Genomic DNA, 18,177 nt, shown 5'->3' with positions numbered 1-18,177 from the left:
CGCCGCCAACGACGCCGACCGCGCCGACCGCGCCGCCGGTCCGCGGCGACGTTGCGTCGGGCGTGGCGGTGCGTTCCGCCATCGCGAGGTTCAGCGGTTGCGTATCCACGTCTTCCATGCGATCCACAGCTTGCGCATGGGTGTCAGCGAAATGCGCTGGTTCAATACCTGGAAGCCGCTGGCCTCGATCTCGTCGAGCAGGGCGTGATAGATCGCGCCCATCAGCAGGCCGGCGCGCTGGGCGCGGCGGTCGCTATCGGGCAGCAGCGCCAGCGCCTCGCGGTAGAAGGTGCGCGCGCGTTCGGCGTGATACTCCATCAGCGCGACGAAGCGCGGCGAATGGCGGCCCTGCATGATGTCGGCGGCCGGCACTTCGAAGCGCTGCAGCACATTGACCGGCAGATAGAGCCGGCCGCGCCGCGCGTCCTCGCCGACGTCGCGGATGATATTGACCAGCTGCAGCGAGCGCCCCAGTTTCTCGGCGAATTCGAGCGTGCGCGGATCGCGGTAGCCGAAGATGCGCGCGCTCATCGTGCCGACCACGCCGGCCACGCAATGGCAATAGCGGTCCAGGCCCGCCTCGTCCAGATAGCGCGTCTGCATCAGGTCCATCTCCATGCCCTCCAGCACCTCGGCGAGCATCGGCTGCGTCAGGCCGCAGGAGGCCAGATGCGGCTGCAGCGCGAGCGTGGTCGGATGGGTCGGTTCGCCGGCGAACAGGCGCTTGAGCTCGCCGTGCCACCAGGCCAGCTGCTGTTGGGCGACGGTCAGGTCCTGGGTCTCGTCGACGACGTCGTCGACCTCGCGGCACCAGGCATAGAGCGCGGTAATGGCCCGCCGCCGTTCCGGCGGCAGGAACAGGAAGCTGTAGTAGAAGCTGGAGCCGCTCTGGGCGGCCTTGTCTTGACAGTACTGGTCGGGCGTCAAAGCGGTCTCGCGCTCGCTAGGGGACACACTCGGTGGACTCGATCGGCGGCTCGGTCCGGGGGGGCGATCCCGGACTCCATCCGGGCTCGATCCCGAGTTCAATGAACGGGCTTGCTCGCCGCGGTGCCACTCCGGTAGCGCGCTGCCGCCCGCCATGCCAGCAGCAGCCAGTCGGCGGGCCCGAGCGTCGGACGGCGCCGGAAGACATCGTAGCCGACGGCCTCGATGCGTTCCAGCACGCGCAGGCCGCCTTGCACCACCAGCCGCAGCTCCCAGCCGATACGCCAGTCCACCGTGCGAGGCAGGTCCAGCGCGAGCGAAGCGCCGGATTGTAGCATCGCCTCCGTGCGGATCTTCAGCTCCTCCATCAGCGCCAGCCAGCGCACATCGCAGCGGCCCTCGGCCAGCGCATTTTCGTCGACGCCGTGGCGCGCCATCGCGTCGGCGGGCAGGTAGATGCGGCCGCGCGCGAAGTCGATCGCGACGTCCTGCCAGAAGTTGACCAGCTGCAGGCCGGTGCAGATCGCATCGGCACGCGCGAAGCGGTCCGGCGTGGCCGCGCCGTACAGATGCAGCATCAGCCGGCCCACCGGATTGGCGGAGCGGCGCGAATAGTCGAGCAGACTGTCCCAGTCGGCATGGCGGTGCACGGTCACGTCCTGCCGGAACGCGTGGAGCAGATCGTGGAACAGCGGCAGCGGCAGCCGGTATTCGGCGATGACCTCGGCCAGCGCGCGCATCATCGGCGTACCGGGATCGGTGCCGGCGGCGATGCGTTCGAGCGCATCGGACAGGGCGCCAAGCGCGGCCAGCCGCTCGGCGGGCCCCGCATCGCCCTCGTCGGCCAGATCGTCGGCGGTGCGGGCGAAGCGGTAGATCACCGCCACTGGCCGGCGCAGCGGCCGGGGCAGCAGCACGCTGGCCACCGGAAAGTTCTCGTAGTGGTCGACGGCATAGCCTTCCGCGGCCGCGGGGGCGTCCGGCATTGACGCCGGCATCGGGGACGGCGTTTGCGGGGTATCGGCGGAAGGCGCGTCGGGCTTGGACATGGCGGCAGCATTGTAACCACGCGGCCTGCTTGAGAGGGCATCCGGGGGCGCCCTGCACCCTACCGAGTGGGGGCGTCTCGACACGCAACACGCGCCAATTGGGGCCTAAATCGATCGTTTCACCCCCCAAATGGGGTGGTTCGTCGCGTCGCGTTTGACGCACCCCGAAGGGGTCGATATATTGCTGACCGGTCGGTTATTTACTGCCGGACCCGCCGTCCCTCGGGCGGCGCCATTGTCGTGTCGCGCGGCAGCGTTGCAGCTCGCCGCCAGTCCGGCCGTGCCGGCGCGCGTCGCCCCTCGTCATGCCGTTGCACCCGTCTTATCGCCATCCATGCCAGTGCCTTGTCCCGGGCCGGAAGTCGCGGCCGTCAACGCTTTGAAGCCCCTGCCGTCGACCGTCGGCATGGTGTTGCCGTTGTTGCTTGCCCTGCTGGTGCTCGGCGGCTGCTCGCGCGAGGCCGAGCGGGCGCCCGACGTCCGGCCCGTGCGCCTGCTGCAGCTGCAGTCGGCCACCGGCCAGTCCGCATATGAGTTTTCCGGCGACGTGCGGCCGCGCATCGAGTCCCGGCTCGGCTTCCGCGTCGGCGGCAAGATCGCCGCGCGGCTGGTCGACGTGGGCGCGACGGTGCGGCGCGGGCAGCCGCTGGCCCGGCTCGATCCGACCGACCTGAACCTGGCCGAGCAGGGCTCCCGCGCGCAGTACGAGGCGGCGCGAACCGATCGCGACCTGGCGGCGGCCGACCTGAAGCGCTACAACGATCTGTTCGCCAAGGGCTTCATCAGCGCGGCCGAACAGAACCGTCGGCAGGCCAGCTACGAGGCCGCCGCCGCGCGGCTGCGCCAGGCCGAGGCCGCGCTGCGCGAGCAGAGCAACCAGACCGGCTATACGGTGCTCGCTGCCGATGCCGACGGCGTGGTTACCGCAATCGACGCGGAAGTGGGGCAGGTGGTCAGCGCCGGACAGTCGGTGGTGCGGGTCGCGCAGACCGCCGAGAAGGAGGTCGCGATCGGGTTGCCCGAGGATCAGGTCGACTGGCTGCGCGACATCCGCGACGTCAGCGTGCGGACCTGGGCCGAGCCGGAGCGCAGGCTGCCGGGCCGTGTGCGCGAGATCGCGGCGGCCGCGGATCCGGTCACGCGTACCTACGCGGCACGTATCACCGTGCCCAATCCGCCCGCCGACCTGAAGTTCGGCATGACCGCGATGGTCACCTTCGTGCGGACCGGCGCATCGCCCGCGGTGCGCGTGCCGCTGACCGCGCTGTTGCAGCAGCAGGGCACCAACCAGGTCTGGGTCTACGACGGCGCGGCCGGCACGGTACAGCCGGTCGCCGTCACGCTGGGCCAGCCGATCGGCAACGAGATCGAAGTCAGCAGCGGGCTGCGTCCCGGCCAGACCATCGTCACCGCGGGCGTGCATCTGCTCAAGCCGGGCCAGAAGGTGCGGCCGCTGCAGACCATAGCGCCAGCGTCGGCACCGGTTCCGACTGCCGCTCCGGCCGGCGCCCCGGCCAGCGCGCCGGCTGCCCGCAGCTAAGGGCGCCGCGATGGAGCATTCCCGATTCAACCTGTCGCGCTGGGCGCTCGAGCACCAGGCGCTGACCCGCTATCTGCTGGTGGTGCTGCTGCTGGCCGGGCTGATGTCGTACTTCCAGCTGGGCCAGGACGAGGACCCGCCGTTCACCTTCCGCGTGATGGTGGTGCAGGCCTTCTGGCCCGGTGCCACCGCCGAGCAGATCGCGGTGCAGGTCACCGACAAGCTCGAACGCCAGCTGCAGGAGGTGCCGTACGCGGACAAGATCCGCAGCTTCTCCAAGCCGGGCGAGACCACGGTGATCTTTCAGCTGCGCGACGATGCGCCGGCCAAGGAGACCGCGCAGATCTGGTACACGGTGCGCAAGAAGATCGGCGATATCGCCGGCACGCTGCCCGCCGGCGTGCGCGGGCCGTTCTTCAACGACGAGTTCGGCGATGTCTACGGCACCATCTATGCGCTGTCGGCCGACGGCTTCACCTACAAGGAGCTGCGCGAGTACGCAGACCTGGTGCGGCAGCAGTTGCTGCGCGTGCCGTCGGTGGCCAAGGTGTCGCTGATCGGGCTGCAGGACGAGAAGATCTATATCGAATTCAATCAGACCCGCTTCGCGCAGCTCGGCCTGGACCTGAACGCGATTGCCGACCAGATCGCCGAGCAGAACAACCTGACCGCCAGCGGCGTGCTGGTGACGCCCAGCGACAACGTGCAGGTACGCGTGTCGGGCCAGTTCGCCGATGTCGCCGACCTGCGCAACATGGTGCTGCGCGGCCCCAATGGCGCGGCCAACATCCGGCTCGGCGATATCGCGCGGGTCTATCGCGGCTATGTCGATCCGCCCGCCCCACGCATGCGCTTCAACGGCAAGGACGTGATCGGCCTGGGCATCTCGATGGAGAAGGGCGGCGACATCATCGCGCTGGGCGAGGCGCTGCGCGCCGAGGCCGACGCGCTGCGCAAGCAGCTGCCGGTCGGCATCGAGATGGAGCAGGTGCAGGACCAGCCCGAGGCCGTCAAGCGTTCGGTGGGCGAGTTCGTGCGCGTGCTGATCGAGGCCGTGGTGATCGTGCTGGCGGTCAGCTTCATCTCGCTGGGCCTGCACACGAAGCCGCTGCGGCTCGATGCGCGTCCCGGCCTGGTGGTGGCGCTGACGATCCCGCTGGTGCTCGCGGTCACCTTCCTGTTCATGAACGTGTTCGACATCGGCCTGCACAAGGTATCGCTGGGCGCGTTGATCATCGCGCTGGGCCTGCTGGTCGACGACGCGATCATCGCGGTCGAGATGATGGTGCGCAAGCTCGAGGAAGGCTTCTCCAAGATGGAGGCCGCGACCTTCGCCTATACCTCGACCGCGATGCCGATGCTGACCGGCACCTTGATCACCGCCGCCGGTTTTCTGCCGGTGGGGCTGGCGCGTTCGACGGTCGGCGAATACACGTTCGCGATCTTCGCGGTGACGGCGCTCGCGCTGGTGCTGTCGTGGCTGGCGGCGGTCTATTTCACGCCGTACCTGGGCTACCTGCTGCTGAAGGTCAAGCCGAGCGAGGGCGGCCATCACGAGGTGTTCGACACGCCGTTCTATGCGCGCTTCCGGCGCGCGGTGGACTGGTGCGTGGACTGGCGCAAGACCGTGATCGCGATCACGCTGGGAACCTTCGCGCTCGGCATCTTCGCCTTCCAGTTCGTCGAGAAGCAGTTCTTCCCCGATTCCAGCCGGCCCGAGCTGATGGTCGAGATGTGGCTGCCCGAGGGCGCCAGCTTCGCGCAGAGCGAGGCCGAGGCCAGGCGCTTCGAGGCGGCGCTGCGCGGCGATGCCGATGTCGGCAGCATCACGACGTTCGTCGGCACCGGCGCGCCGCGCTTCTACCTGCCGCTGGATCAGATCTTCCCGCAGAGCAATGTGGTGCAGCTGATCGTGCTGCCGGTCGACGTCGAGGTGCGCGAGCGGCTGCGCCAGCGCATCATCGCGCTGCTGGCGAGCGACTTCCCGCAGCTGCGCGGCCGCGTGAAGCTGTTGCCGAACGGGCCGCCGGTGGCCTATCCGGTGCAGTTCCGCGTGATCGGGCCCGAAGCGGCGGCGGTGCGCCGGATCGCCGACCAGGTCAAGGCGATCATGAGCGCGAACCCGAACACCGTCGGCGTCAACGACAACTGGAACGAGAGCGTCAAGGTGCTGCGCCTCGACATCGACCAGGAAAAGGCCCGCGCGCTCGGCGTGACCACCAATGCGATCGCCCGCGTCACCCAGACCGTGCTGACCGGCGCGCCGGTCGGGCAGTATCGCGACGGCGACAAGCTGATCGACATCGTGATGCGCTCGGCCAAGGACGAACGCGAGGCACTGGCCGATCTGCACAACGTGCAGGTGCCGACGAGCAGCGGCCGCGCGGTGCCGCTGACGCAGGTGGCTCGCATCGGCATCCGCTCCGAGCCGGGCATCGTCTGGCGCGAGAATCGCGATTTCGGCGTGACCGTGCAGGCGGACGTGGTCGACGGTATCCAGGGGCCGACCGTGACGGCGCAGATCGATCCGCAGCTCGACAAGCTGCGCGCCGAGCTGCCGGCCGGCTACCTGATCACGGTGGCAGGGGCGGAGGAGGAGAGCGGCAAGGCCGGCGCGTCGATTGCCGCGCAACTGCCGCTGTGCGTGTTCCTGATCTTCACGCTGCTGATGCTGCAGCTGCATAGCTTCTCGCGCGCCGTGATGGTGTTCCTGACTGGCCCGCTCGGGCTCATCGGCGCCGCCGCGACGTTGTTGCTGCTGCGCTCGCCGATGGGCTTTGTCGCCCAGCTCGGCATCACGGCGCTGGTCGGCATGATCATCCGCAACTCGGTGATCCTGGTCGACCAGATCGAGCAGGACATCCGCGCCGGCGTGCCAGCCTGGACCGCGATCGTCGAGGCCGCGGTACGCCGGTTCCGGCCGATCATGCTGACCGCGGCGGCCGCCGTGCTGGCAATGATCCCGCTGTCACGCTCGGTGTTCTGGGGGCCGATGGCGGTCGCGATCATGGGCGGGCTGATCGTCGCCACGGTGCTGACGCTGCTGTTCCTGCCGGCGCTGTACGCCGCCTGGTTCCGCGTGCGGCGGCCGGAAGAGGGCAGTGGCGTGATGGCCTGATGGTGCGTTGACCGCCGGATGCCCGCCGGCTGCCCGGGGGACTGGATTCGCGCGAAACCATGCGCTACAATCCGCGGTCTTTGCCGGGCAGCGGTGCAACGCCGCAGGCCGGTCGGAGAAGCAGGGGGCGGCAAGCGGTTCCGGTCGCCTCTTTTGTTTTTTCGGCCCGATGTTCGGCAGACACGCGGCGCCTCCCTTCAGGACGGCACCGCCTGGACCGCGAGGGTGGCGAAATTGGTAGACGCACCAGGTTTAGGTCCTGACGCCAGCAATGGTGTAGGGGTTCGAGTCCCCTCCCTCGCACCACACCGCTTCATCGCTTCGATCGGAACCGGCATGCCCCGGCCGTTGTGATCGGCGAAACATTTGCTTACCGTCGTTTCACCTTCTGCCTCGCCGCGGACCGGTGCCGGCGCTAATCTCCCAGACAAGAAGAACTGCGCATCACGCCCGCGTCGAGGCGGGACACGATCATGACCGCTACCGCAAAGTCCCTCTGTCTCGCCGCCTTGCTCGCCCTGCCGCTGGCCGCCCAGGCCGACCCCTGGAAGGACGAAAGCGGCCATGGCAAATGGCGCGGCCATCACCATGGCGGCGACTACAAGGAAGAGTACTGGGACGGTAACTGCAAGGTCGAACGCAAGTTCAAGGGCAACGGCGACTACAAGGAAGAGCGCAAGTGCAAGGGACCGCGCTATGGCTACTACGGTCCGGCGCCGGTCTATGTCGAGCCGGCCCCGGTCTATGTGCCGCCGGGCGTCACCGTGCACGGTACCGTGACCTTTCCCCGCTGATTTCCCTCCGCATCGGGCGGCGCGATCGCCGCCGTCCCGTTCCCGCGCCACGTCCCCCGCGTCCTATAGTAGATACCCGCAGGCCAGCGTTGCACCGGCGCCCCCCAGTGATGGCTGATGGACGGCGCGCCACGCGCCTCACGCCAGTGCGCGCCATCCCTGTATCTCGATGAGGGGACCCATCATGGCACTGGCAACCACCCTGGCGACTTGCCTGAGTAGCAAGAACAGCCATTTCGATATCATCCGCCACCCCTATGCGCTGGGCAGCATGGCCACCGCGCAGGCCGCCCATGTGCCGGGCGATCGCCTGGTCAAGACTGTACTGCTCGAGGACGAGGCGGGCTACGTGGTCGCGGTGATGCCGTCGACTCGCCTGCTCGACCTGGCGGAACTATGCGAGCGCACCGGCCGCCGGCTGACGATGGCCAGCGAGGACGAGGTGCGCGAAGTGTTCAAGGACTGCGTGCTCGGCGCGATCCCGCCGGTCGGCATGGCCTATGGCATGCGCACCTATATCGACGACAGCCTGCTCGGCCAGCCCGAGGTCTATTTCGAGGCGGGCGACCACGAGGAACTGATCCATATGACGACGGAGGCCTTCCTCGAACTGATGTCCGGCGCCGAGCGAGGGCAGTTCACCCGTCGCATGATGTAGCGGGGAGGGCGCAGCGCCGGCAGGCAGCGCTGTCCTGCGCTCAAGGCTGTTCGCCTTCCAGCGTGAAGGTGGCGCCGGCGTCCTGGCCGAGCAGTTCGGCCAGCGCCGGCAGCGCCGCCTCCAGCGCCGCGCGCAGGGTCCACGGCGGATTGGCGACGAACATGCCGCTGCCGTGCAGGCCTAGCCCGCCGGGCACCGGATGCTTGACGGTCAGCGTCGCGTGCAGCCAGCTCTTGAACGGCAGCGCCTTCATCTGGACCGGCAATTGCACGGACTCGCGCCGCTGCACCTGCGGATACCAGACGGCATAGGTGCCGGTCGCAAACCGCTGCAGGCCGTCGCGCAGGCATTGCACGGTGCGGGCGTAGTCCTGCTTGTCCTCGTACGACGGATCGATCAGCACCAGCGCGCGGCGCGGCGGCGGGGGAAGGATGGCCTTGATGCCGCCGAAGCCGTCGCCGTCATAGAGCATCACGCGGCGGCCCGCGCCGCGGAAGTTGTCGCGCAGCACCTGGATTTCGGTGCTGTGCAACTCGAACAGCCGCAGCCGGTCCGCTTCGCGCAGCATCTGCCAGGCCAGCCACGGCGAGCCGGGATAGTGCCGCAGGCGGCCGTCGGGGTTCAGCGTGCGTACCTGGTCCAGATATTCCTGCAGCAGCGGCGGCAGCGCGCGGCCGTCCGCGGCGGCGCGCCACAGCGGCCCGATGCCGGTTTCGAACTCCGACTTCTTGGTCGCGTAGCCCTCGTCCAGCGCGTAGAGGCCGGCGCCGGCGTGCGTGTCGATATACCAGAACGGCTTGTCCTTCTGCGTCAGGTAGTCGAGCAGTTGGGTGACGATGGCGTGCTTGAGAACGTCGGCGTGATTGCCGGCGTGGAAGGCGTGGCGATAGCTGAGCATGGCAGGGGCGGGCGGAGCAGGGCGCCATGCTACCATCCGGCCGGCTTTGCGGCGGCGTCCTTCTGCCGTTCGCCACCCTGTTTTCCGTTCGCTCCATGCCCCGCGCCCTCGATCCCGCCGAGCCGATCCTGTCCGACCAGGGGACGCCGTACTCGCCCCGCTATGACGACGTCTATCACAGCGTCGAGGGCGGGCTGGCGCAGGCGCGCCATGTCTTTCTCGGCGGCAACGGGCTGCCGCAGGCCTGGCAGGGCCGCGAGCAGTTCGTCATCGTCGAGACGGGCTTCGGCCAAGGCCTTAATTTCCTCGCGACGTGGCAGGCCTGGCGCGACGATCCGCGCCGCTGCGCGCGCCTGCATTTCGTCTCGATCGAGAAGCATCCGTTCACGCGCGAGGGGCTGGCCGAGCTGCACGTCGGCCTCGACGAGCTCGCTCCATTGGCGCGGCAGTTGCAGGCCGCGTGGCCGTTGGCGTTGCCCGGGCTGCATCGGCTCGCCTTCGACGGCGGCGCGGTGGTGCTGACGCTGGCGCTGGGCGACGTGCAGGCGCTGCTGCCGCGGCTGGCCGTCGGCGCCGACGCCTTCTATCTGGATGGCTTCGCCCCGGCGCGCAATGCCGACATGTGGGACCCGACGGTGATGAAGGGGCTGGCCAGGCTGGCCCGTCCCGGCGCCACGCTGGCGACCTATACGGCCGCCGGCTTCGTCAGGCGCGGGCTGCAGGCGGCCGGCTTCGCAGTCAGCAAGGTGCCCGGCTTCGGCAGCAAGCGCGACATGACGGTCGCGCACATGCCCGCCGAACGCCGCCGTCGCCATGCCCCGCCGATGCCCGGTGCCTGGACGCGGCGCCACGCGATCGTGATCGGCGCGGGCCTGGCTGGTTGCGCGGTGACCGAGCGGCTGGCCGCGCGTGGCTGGCGCGTGACGCTGATCGATGCGCACGACGGTCCGGCGCGCGAGACCTCGTCGCATCGCGCCGCGGCCATGCATCCGCATCTTTCGCCGGACGACAGCGTGCTGTCGCGGCTGTCGCGCGCCGGCAATCAGTACGCCTTGCGCGCCTGGCGGGCGCTGGCCGAAGCGGGGCATCCGGTCGGCTGGAAGGGGTGCGGCGTGCTGCAGGTCGGCCAGGACGACGATGACTCGGCGCTCCAGCAGCGCGCGTTGGCCGACCTCGGCTTGCCGCCGGAGTACGTGCAATGGATGAGCGCGCCGCAGGCGGCCGCCGAGCATGGCGCGACGGTGGCGCGCGGCGGCCTGTGGTTCCCGCAAGGCGGATGGGTCGCGCCCCCCGACGTCTGCCGCGCGCAGCTGGCGATGGCCGGCGCGGCCGTGGAGACACGGTTCGGCTGCCGCATCGCCTCGCTGCGCCACGCCGATGACGGCTGGCAGGTGTTCGACGAGGCCGGAGAGCGGGTGGCCGAAGCGCCGGTGCTGGTGCTGGCCAACGCGCACCACGCGAGCAAGCTGTTGCGGCTGCGCCATCTGCCGATCCGCCGCGTACGAGGGCAGTTGACGACGCTGGAGCCCGGCGATGTGGCCCGACTGGGCCGCTGGCCCGACTGCGTGGTGACGGGTAGCGGCTACCTGCTGCCGAGCGACGGGGACGGCAGCGCCAGGATCGGTTCCAGCTACGAGCCCGACGAAGGGCCGCTGATCGAACGGGTCGAGACCCATGCCGACAATCTGCGCCGGCTGTCGACGCTGCTGCCGGACAGGGGCGCGGCCTTGGATGGGTTGGACCCGTCTGCGCTGCATGGCTATGTCGGCGTGCGCAGCGTCTCGCACAATCGCCTGCCGTGGGTCGGCCAGGTTGCCGATGAGGCCGAGTGCGAGCGCCGGGCGGCCTCGCTGCGCGGCGCGCATCTGCGGGATCTGCCGCGGCTGCCGGGCCTGTATGTGGCGCTGGCCTTTGCCTCGCGCGGGTTGACCTGGGCGGCGCTGGCCGGGGAACTGCTGGCCAGCCGGATCGAAGGCGAGCCGCTGCCGCTGGAAAGCGAGCTGGCCGACGCGCTCGATCCGGCGCGGCTGCTGCTGCGGGCGCTGCGGCATGGGCAGCACGGTGGCGCCGACCAGGATGCCGGGCACGAGGCCGGGCAGGGCGATGAGGGCCTCGGTCCGAGCCCCGGTCAAGCCTTGTCAGGGTAAAAACTGCCGGAACCGATTCGAAACCGTGCGATAATCCGCGTTTTCCGTTTGCGCGGTGTGTTTGTTTGCGCGAGTTCGCGATCGGGGCTCAGGCGGCTTGCCCGCGTGCCTCATGCGTGGCTGGTGCGTGCGAACCGTTCGACGGCCTGAGGGAGAAAACCCCTGCACGCAGGCACGCAAGCGGAACGCGCTGACGAACACAACAACATTTCTGGATTGGATTGACGACCATGTCGAATGTGATTGAAAACCTCGGCAAACTCGACCGCAAGGTGACCCTGGCCATCCCGAAGGCCGAGGTCGAGAAGGAGAAGCAGGAACGCCTGGTTCGCCTGTCGAAGACGGTCAAGATGGCCGGCTTCCGCCCGGGCAAGGTGCCGATGAAGATGGTCGAGAAGCAGTACGGCCAGCAGGTCGAGTTCGAAGTGCGCTTCGACAAGGCCGCCCGCAAGTTCTTCGACATCACGCAGCAGCAGGACGTCAAGGTCGCTGGCCAGCCCAAGTTCGAGATCAAGACCGAAGGCGTGGCGGACGACGAAGTGGCATTCGACGCCACCTTCGAGGTCTACCCGGAAGTCAAGATCGGTGACCTGTCGGCCGCCGAGGTGACCCGCACGAAGACCGAGATCACCGACGCCGAGATCGACAAGACCATCGACATCCTGCGCAAGCAGCGCGTCCACTACCACGCCCGCGGCGAAGCCGGCGAGCATGGCGATGGCGGCGGCGAAGTCGCAGCCAAGAATGGCGACCGCGTGACGGTCGACTTCGTCGGCAAGATCGACGGCGTCGAGTTCGCCGGCGGCAAGGCCGAGGACTTCGTCTTCGTGCTGGGCGAAGGCCGCATGCTGCCCGAGTTCGAGCAGGCCGCGCTGGGCCTGAAGGTCGGCGAGAGCAAGACCTTCCCGCTGGCCTTCCCCGAGGACTATCACGGCAAGGAAGTCGCCGGCAAGACCGCTGAATTCACCATCACGATGAAGCAGGTCGAGTGGGCGCACCTGCCCGAGGTCGACGACAACTTCGCCAAGTCGCTGGGCATCGCCGACGGCAGCGTCGAGAAGATGCGCGCCGACATCCGCGAGAACCTGGAGCGCGAGGTCAAGCGCCGCACGCACGCGATGCTGAAGGACCAGGTCATGGAAGCGCTGCTGAAGGCCAGCGAGCTGGACGTGCCCAAGGCCCTGATCGAACAGGACCAGGAGCGCCTGGTGCAGATGGCCCGCCGCGATCTGGAGCAGCGTGGCATGCCGAACGCCAAGGACATGCCGATTCCGCCGGAGATGTTCGCGCAGCAGGCCGAGCGCCGCGTCAAGCTGGGCCTGATCCTGGCCGAGATCGTCAAGGCCAACGGCCTCGAAGCGAAGGCCGACCAGATCAAGGCCGAGATCGAGGAGTTCGCCAAGAGCTACGAGGATCCGAAGGAAGTCATGCGCTGGTACTACGGCGACCAGCAGCGCCTGGCCGAGATGGAAGCCTACGTGCTCGAAAACAACGTGGTAAATTTCGTGTGCGAGAAGGCCAAGGTTACCGACAAGTCGGTGTCCTTCGAGGAGCTGACGGCCGAAGGCAACGGCGGCCAGCAAGCCTGATCGACAGCCGCCTCAGGGCAAAGCCGCCTTCGGGCGGCTTGTTTGCCTTTTGCCGAGGCCACTGGCCTGCCACCGAATTCCTGGAGAACTCTGCATGACCCGCAATGATTTGCTCGATCGTCTCGCCACCACGCAAGCCTCGGCGCTGGAGACCATGGGCCTCGGGCTGGTGCCGATGGTGGTCGAGCAGTCCGGTCGGGGCGAGCGCGCCTATGACATCTACTCGCGCCTGCTCAAGGAGCGCCTGGTGTTCATGGTGGGCGAAGTCAACGACCAGACCGCCAATCTGGTGATCGCGCAGCTGCTGTTTCTGGAGAGCGAGAATCCCGACAAGGATGTCTTCCTCTACATCAACTCGCCGGGCGGTTCGGTCTCGGCCGGTCTGGCGGTGTACGACACGATGCAGTTCATCAAGCCGGACGTGTCGACGCTGTGCATGGGCATGGCCGCCAGCATGGGCGCGTTCCTGCTGGCCGCCGGCGCCAAGGGCAAGCGCCTGGCGCTGCCCAACTCGCGGATCATGATCCATCAGCCGCTGGGCGGCGCGCGCGGCCAGGCATCGGACATCGAGATCCAGGCGCGCGAGATCCTCTATCTGCGTGAACGCCTGAATTCGATCCTGGCCGAGGTGACCGGTCAGCCGGTCGAGAAGATTGCCCGCGATACCGACCGGGACAATTTCATGAGCGGCGACCAGGCAGTCGATTACGGCCTGATCGACAAGGTGATCGCCCGCCGCGGTTAAGCCGGACGCGGCGGCCCGGTTTTCCGGGGCCGCCGGCTTTCGAGTCCCGGCCTGGCCTCAAACGGCCAAGCCTACACCACAAAACGAGGCCCCGCGCCTCGTTTGTGGTGTTTGCCCCCACACCTTGGGGGTTCCGCCCGCTGCCCTAAAGGTTTTGGCGTATGATGCGTTTGACGCGTATCGCCAAGGTCCTTTCTGCGCCCTGGCGCGCCCCTGCTAATGTGACGATTCCTATGGCGGACAAAAAAGGTTCATCCAGCGAGAAGCTTCTGTATTGCTCCTTCTGCGGCAAAAGCCAGCACGAGGTCAAGAAGCTGATCGCCGGCCCGTCGGTGTTCATCTGCGACGAATGCATCGACCTGTGCAACGAGATCATTCGCGATGAAGCCGCCGGCGCCGACAAGGACGCCCCGGCCGCGGCCAAGTCGGACCTGCCGACGCCGCACGAGATCCGCGAAAGCCTGGACCAGTATGTGATTGGCCAGGAGCAGGCCAAGAAGATCCTGGCCGTGGCTGTCTACAACCACTACAAGCGGCTCAAGCATCTCGGCAAGAAGGACGATGTCGAGCTCTCCAAGAGCAATATCCTGCTGATCGGCCCGACCGGTTCGGGCAAGACGCTGCTCGCCCAGACGCTGGCACGCCTGCTCAACGTTCCCTTCGTGATCGCCGACGCGACCACGCTGACCGAAGCCGGCTATGTCGGTGAGGACGTCGAGAACATCATCCAGAAGCTGCTGCAGAACTGCAATTACGAGGTCGAGAAGGCCCAGCGCGGCATCGTCTACATCGACGAGATCGACAAGATCTCGCGCAAGTCGGACAACCCGTCCATCACGCGCGACGTGTCGGGCGAGGGTGTGCAGCAGGCGCTGCTGAAGCTGATCGAGGGCACCATGGCCTCGGTGCCGCCGCAAGGCGGGCGCAAGCATCCAAACCAGGACTTCCTGCAGGTCGATACCACCAATATCCTGTTCATCTGCGGCGGTGCCTTCGATGGACTGGAAAAGGTCATCATGCAGCGCTCGGACAAGACCGGCATCGGCTTCGGCGCCCAGGTCCAGAGCAAGGAAGAGCGCGATGTCAGCGAGGTGCTGCCGCAGACCGAACCCGAGGATCTGATCAAGTTCGGCCTGATTCCCGAACTGATCGGCCGCCTGCCGGTGGTCGCGACGCTGTCCAAGCTGGACGAGGCCGCACTGGTGCAGATCCTGATCGAGCCGAAGAACGCGCTGGTCAAGCAATATCAGAAACTGCTGGCGATGGAAGGCGTCGAACTGGAGATCCGGCCGGCGGCGCTGTCCGCGATTGCCCGCAAGGCCATCAAGCGCAAGACGGGTGCGCGCGGCCTGCGTTCGATCCTCGAACAATCGCTGATGGATGTCATGTACGACCTGCCGAATTACAAGGGCGTGCAAAAAGTCGTGATCGACGAAAGCACGATCACCGGCGACGCGCCCCCCTTGCTGATGTACGAGGAGCAGCCCAAGGTGGCTGGCTCCAACTGACGCGAACGCCGGCGCAAGGGCGTATCCCGCCGGCAGCCAACCGACAGGCCGTTCGCGAGAAGCGAGCGGCTTTTTTTCTTCATTTCGCCAAACGAACGGGACGAAACGCGGGTATGCTGTTTGCGCGGGATTCGCAAGTGTCGGGGCCGTCATTTGACTGATGCTGCGAACCGGTAATTGCTGTCTTGTAATCGGTTCGTGCGACCCAATTTACGCCTTAAATGACTGACTGGGGAAACTGATGTCTGGAACACAACTCCTCCCGGCTGAGCCGATTCGCCTCCCACTGTTGCCGCTGCGCGACGTGGTGGTGTTTCCGCACATGGTGATCCCGCTGTTCGTGGGTCGCCCGAAGTCCATCAAGGCGCTGGAAACTGCGATGGAGTCGGGCAAGAGCATCATGCTCGTGGCCCAGAAAACGGCGGCGAAGGATGAGCCCACCGCCGAAGACCTGTACGAGGTCGGCTGCATCGCCAATATCCTGCAGATGCTGAAGCTGCCGGACGGCACCGTGAAGGTGCTGGTCGAAGGCACGCAGCGCGCGAATATCCGCGAAGTGAGCGAGGACGACTCGCACTTCATGTGCGAGGCCGTGCCGGTGCCCCTGGGCCCGGGCGAGAGCGCCGAGACCGAGGCCCTGCGCCGCGCGATCGTGTCGCAGTTCGACCAGTACGTGAAGCTGAACAAGAAGATCCCGCCGGAGATCCTGACCTCGCTGTCGGGCATCGACGAGCCGGGCCGCCTGGCCGATACCATCGCCGCGCATCTGCCGATCAAGCTCGAGCAGAAGCAGAAGATCCTGGAGATGGTCAACGTGACCGAGCGCCTGGAGAGCCTGCTGTCGCAGCTCGAGGGCGAGATCGACATCCTGCAGGTCGAGAAGCGCATCCGTGGCCGCGTCAAGCGCCAGATGGAGAAGAGCCAGCGCGAGTACTACCTGAACGAGCAGGTCAAGGCCATCCAGAAGGAACTGGGCGAAGGCGAAGAGGGCGCGGATCTCGAGGAACTCGACAAGCGCATCAAGGCCGCCCGCATGCCGAAGGAGGCCAAGAAGAAGGCCGAGGCCGAGTTCAAGAAGCTCAAGCTGATGTCGCCGATGTCCGCCGAGGCGACCGTCGTGCGCAACTACATCGACACGCTGGTCAACCTGCCGTGGCGCAAGAAGAGCAAGGTCAATAACGACCTGGCCAACGCCGAGCGCGTGCTGGACGAGGACCACTACGGTCTCGAGAAGGTCAAGGAACGGATCCTCGAATACCTCGCCGTGCAGCAGCGCGTCGACAAGGTCAAGGCGCCGATCCTGTGCCTGGTCGGGCCGCCTGGGGTCGGCAAGACCTCGCTGGGCCAGTCGGTGGCGCGTGCGACGAACCGCAAGTTCGTCCGCATGGCGCTGGGCGGCGTGCGCGACGAAGCCGAGATCCGCGGTCACCGCCGTACCTATATCGGTTCGATGCCCGGCAAGATCCTGCAGAGCCTGACCAAGGTCGGCGTGCGCAATCCGCTCTTCCTGCTCGACGAGATCGACAAGATGGGCATGGACTTCCGCGGCGACCCGTCGTCGGCGCTGCTCGAGGTGCTGGACCCGGAACAGAACCACACGTTCCAGGACCACTACATCGAGGTGGACTTCGACCTGTCGGACGTGATGTTCGTGGCCACGTCGAACTCGCTGAACATTCCGCCGCCGCTGCTCGACCGGATGGAAGTGATCCGGCTGTCCGGCTACACGGAGGAAGAGAAGGTCAATATCACCCAGCGCTATCTGCTGCCGAAGCAGATCCGCAACAACGGTCTGAAGCCGGGTGAGATCGAGGTCAGCGAAGCGGCGATCCGCGACATCATCCGCTACTACACCCGCGAAGCCGGCGTGCGCTCGCTGGAACGCGAGGTGTCGAAGATCGCCCGCAAGGTCGTCAAGATGCTGCTGCTGAAGAAGGAGAGCGGCACGGTCAAGGTCGACTCGGAGAACCTGGACAAATTCCTCGGCGTGCGCAAGTACGACTTCGGCCTGGCCGGCAAGGAAAACCAGGTGGGCCAGGTCACCGGTCTGGCGTGGACCGAGGTGGGCGGCGATCTGCTGACGATCGAGGCGGCGCTGATGCCGGGCAAGGGCAATATCACGCGCACCGGCTCGCTGGGCGACGTGATGAAGGAATCGGTCGAGGCCGCGCGTTCGGTGGTGCGTTCGCGCGCCCGCCGGCTCGGCATCACCGACGAGATGTTCGAGAAGCGGGACATCCACATCCACGTGCCCGAGGGCGCGACGCCGAAGGACGGTCCGTCCGCCGGTATCGCGATGACGACGGCGCTGGTGTCGGTGCTCAGCGGTATTCCGGTGCGCGCCGATGTGGCGATGACCGGCGAGATCACGCTGCGCGGCGAAGTGCTGCCGATCGGCGGTCTGAAGGAGAAGCTGCTGGCCGCCCACCGCGGTGGCATCAAGCTGGCGCTGATTCCGGAGGAGAACGTCAAGGACCTCGCCGAGATTCCGGACAACGTCAAGAACAACATCGAGATCGTTCCGGTGCGCTGGATCGACAAGGTGTTGGAAATGGCGCTCGAGCGCGTACCCGAGCCGCTGCCGGAAGAGGTCGCCAGCCCTGCCGAAGTCAAGGACAAGGGCGCGGCCGCCACGCACGAGATGATTCACCACTGATCGTGCCGAGCGTGCGCCGGCCGGGCGATTCCACCCGCCGGCACCGCAAAGACCGCAGGGTTCGCCCTGCGGTTTTTTTTGCGCGCCGCGCGGTGTTCGGCTTGGCAAAGCCAAACACGCTGTATTACACTTGCGGCCTCGCAGCGCAAACGGCAGTCGACGGCTGATACGTGCGCGGCGATACAGCCGGATTGGCGGCATTGCGGCCACATGGTGGAAACATCGGGTGGCAACATCGCGGCAACATCGAGCGGGTGCTTAGCTCAGCTGGTAGAGCGGCGCCCTTACAAGGCGTAGGTCGGGGGTTCGATCCCCTCAGCACCCACCACTCTCTCGATGGCCCGATCGTCATGCTTCAACTTATCGGGCCGTGTCGCCGGGCAGCGAGACCGACATCGGAGTGGTAGTTCAGTCGGTTAGAATACCGGCCTGTCACGCCGGGGGTCGCGGGTTCGAGTCCCGTCCACTCCGCCACATTGCATCCGGGCACCGCCAGGTGGCCGGCCGAATCAGCCGCCTCCATGCGGCTGTTTTCATTTGCAGACCCG

At 67.2% G+C, this 18,177-nt stretch carries 12 protein-coding genes and 3 tRNA genes; 12 read left to right on the top strand and 3 right to left on the bottom strand.

Annotation, left to right across the window (positions count from 1 at the left end; genetic code table 11):
* Nucleotides 1-90: 90 nt before the first annotated feature.
* Together hpnD and hpnC are read right to left on the bottom strand one after the other, a co-directional pair.
* Nucleotides 91-927, bottom strand: coding sequence for a presqualene diphosphate synthase HpnD (hpnD, locus tag B551_RS04330; RefSeq protein ID WP_006578558.1), 837 nt, complete (start codon nt 925-927; stop codon nt 91-93).
* A 98-nt stretch (nt 928-1,025) separates the two neighbouring features.
* Nucleotides 1,026-1,913: a squalene synthase HpnC gene (gene hpnC / locus B551_RS04325; protein WP_006578559.1), complete on the bottom strand. Its 888-nt coding sequence runs from the start codon at nt 1,911-1,913 to the stop codon at nt 1,026-1,028.
* A gap of 469 nt (nt 1,914-2,382) precedes the next feature.
* On the opposite strand from hpnC, the gene B551_RS04320 reads away from it, so the two are divergent.
* The 5 genes from B551_RS04320 (at nt 2,383) to B551_RS04300 (ending at nt 8,086) form a co-directional block, all read left to right on the top strand.
* A complete protein-coding gene (locus B551_RS04320) occupies nt 2,383-3,516 on the top strand; it encodes an efflux RND transporter periplasmic adaptor subunit (RefSeq protein WP_023263548.1) in 1,134 nt (377 codons plus the stop codon).
* A gap of 10 nt (nt 3,517-3,526) precedes the next feature.
* The gene (locus B551_RS04315) at nt 3,527-6,634 is read left to right on the top strand and encodes an efflux RND transporter permease subunit (RefSeq protein ID WP_023263547.1); all 3,108 of its coding nucleotides are present in this window, start codon (nt 3,527-3,529) and stop codon (nt 6,632-6,634) included.
* A 219-nt stretch (nt 6,635-6,853) separates the two neighbouring features.
* A tRNA-Leu gene (locus tag B551_RS04310) sits at nt 6,854-6,940 on the top strand.
* A gap of 167 nt (nt 6,941-7,107) precedes the next feature.
* Nucleotides 7,108-7,428 (top strand): PXPV repeat protein, encoded by a 321-nt coding sequence (locus tag B551_RS04305; RefSeq protein WP_023263546.1) that lies wholly within the window; start codon nt 7,108-7,110, stop codon nt 7,426-7,428.
* Between the two features lie 184 nt (nt 7,429-7,612).
* Complete coding sequence (locus tag B551_RS04300) at nt 7,613-8,086, top strand: aminoacyl-tRNA deacylase (RefSeq protein ID WP_023263545.1); 474 nt, start codon at nt 7,613-7,615, stop codon at nt 8,084-8,086.
* Nucleotides 8,087-8,126: 40 nt separating this feature from the next.
* Here the strand turns inward: B551_RS04300 and B551_RS04295 are convergent, their stop codons facing one another.
* Nucleotides 8,127-8,984: a 23S rRNA (adenine(2030)-N(6))-methyltransferase RlmJ gene (locus tag B551_RS04295; protein WP_006578564.1), complete on the bottom strand. Its 858-nt coding sequence runs from the start codon at nt 8,982-8,984 to the stop codon at nt 8,127-8,129.
* 95 nt (nt 8,985-9,079) lie between these two features.
* On the opposite strand from B551_RS04295, the gene mnmC reads away from it, so the two are divergent.
* The 7 genes from mnmC (at nt 9,080) to B551_RS04260 (ending at nt 18,103) form a co-directional block, all read left to right on the top strand.
* Nucleotides 9,080-11,131, top strand: coding sequence for a bifunctional tRNA (5-methylaminomethyl-2-thiouridine)(34)-methyltransferase MnmD/FAD-dependent 5-carboxymethylaminomethyl-2-thiouridine(34) oxidoreductase MnmC (gene mnmC / locus B551_RS04290; RefSeq protein ID WP_023263544.1), 2,052 nt, complete (start codon nt 9,080-9,082; stop codon nt 11,129-11,131).
* A gap of 230 nt (nt 11,132-11,361) precedes the next feature.
* Nucleotides 11,362-12,720, top strand: a complete 1,359-nt coding sequence (tig, locus tag B551_RS04285; RefSeq protein ID WP_023263543.1) for a trigger factor — start codon at nt 11,362-11,364, stop codon at nt 12,718-12,720.
* Nucleotides 12,721-12,814: 94 nt separating this feature from the next.
* Nucleotides 12,815-13,465, top strand: coding sequence for an ATP-dependent Clp endopeptidase proteolytic subunit ClpP (gene clpP, locus B551_RS04280; RefSeq protein ID WP_006575957.1), 651 nt, complete (start codon nt 12,815-12,817; stop codon nt 13,463-13,465).
* Between the two features lie 233 nt (nt 13,466-13,698).
* A complete protein-coding gene (clpX, locus tag B551_RS04275) occupies nt 13,699-14,973 on the top strand; it encodes an ATP-dependent Clp protease ATP-binding subunit ClpX (RefSeq protein WP_006575958.1) in 1,275 nt (424 codons plus the stop codon).
* 241 nt (nt 14,974-15,214) lie between these two features.
* Nucleotides 15,215-17,629 carry an endopeptidase La gene (lon, locus tag B551_RS04270; protein ID WP_023263542.1) on the top strand — a complete coding sequence of 805 codons (2,415 nt, stop codon included), beginning with the start codon at nt 15,215-15,217 and terminating at the stop codon, nt 17,627-17,629.
* Nucleotides 17,630-17,881: 252 nt separating this feature from the next.
* A tRNA-Val gene (locus B551_RS04265) sits at nt 17,882-17,957 on the top strand.
* Nucleotides 17,958-18,026: 69 nt separating this feature from the next.
* Nucleotides 18,027-18,103 (top strand) — tRNA-Asp (locus tag B551_RS04260).
* Nucleotides 18,104-18,177 lie beyond the last annotated feature (74 nt).

It is taken from the genome of Cupriavidus sp. HPC(L) (assembly GCF_000307735.3).
Taxonomy (GTDB): Bacteria; Pseudomonadota; Gammaproteobacteria; order Burkholderiales; family Burkholderiaceae; genus Cupriavidus.
The sequence above is the reverse complement of the archived record's forward strand: the minus strand, read 5'-3'. Positions and strand labels throughout refer to the sequence as shown.

Coding starts and splice junctions, on each gene's coding strand:
- clpP (WP_006575957.1), top strand. CDS start 12,815: ATGACCCGCAATGATTTGCTCGATCGTCTCGCCACCACGCAAGCCTCG.
- B551_RS04320 (WP_023263548.1), top strand. CDS start 2,383: ATGGTGTTGCCGTTGTTGCTTGCCCTGCTGGTGCTCGGCGGCTGCTCG.
- mnmC (WP_023263544.1), top strand. CDS start 9,080: ATGCCCCGCGCCCTCGATCCCGCCGAGCCGATCCTGTCCGACCAGGGG.
- tig (WP_023263543.1), top strand. CDS start 11,362: ATGTCGAATGTGATTGAAAACCTCGGCAAACTCGACCGCAAGGTGACC.
- B551_RS04300 (WP_023263545.1), top strand. CDS start 7,613: ATGGCACTGGCAACCACCCTGGCGACTTGCCTGAGTAGCAAGAACAGC.
- B551_RS04315 (WP_023263547.1), top strand. CDS start 3,527: ATGGAGCATTCCCGATTCAACCTGTCGCGCTGGGCGCTCGAGCACCAG.
- hpnC (WP_006578559.1), bottom strand. CDS start 1,913: ATGCCGGACGCCCCCGCGGCCGCGGAAGGCTATGCCGTCGACCACTAC.
- B551_RS04305 (WP_023263546.1), top strand. CDS start 7,108: ATGACCGCTACCGCAAAGTCCCTCTGTCTCGCCGCCTTGCTCGCCCTG.
- clpX (WP_006575958.1), top strand. CDS start 13,699: ATGGCGGACAAAAAAGGTTCATCCAGCGAGAAGCTTCTGTATTGCTCC.
- lon (WP_023263542.1), top strand. CDS start 15,215: ATGTCTGGAACACAACTCCTCCCGGCTGAGCCGATTCGCCTCCCACTG.
- B551_RS04295 (WP_006578564.1), bottom strand. CDS start 8,984: ATGCTCAGCTATCGCCACGCCTTCCACGCCGGCAATCACGCCGACGTT.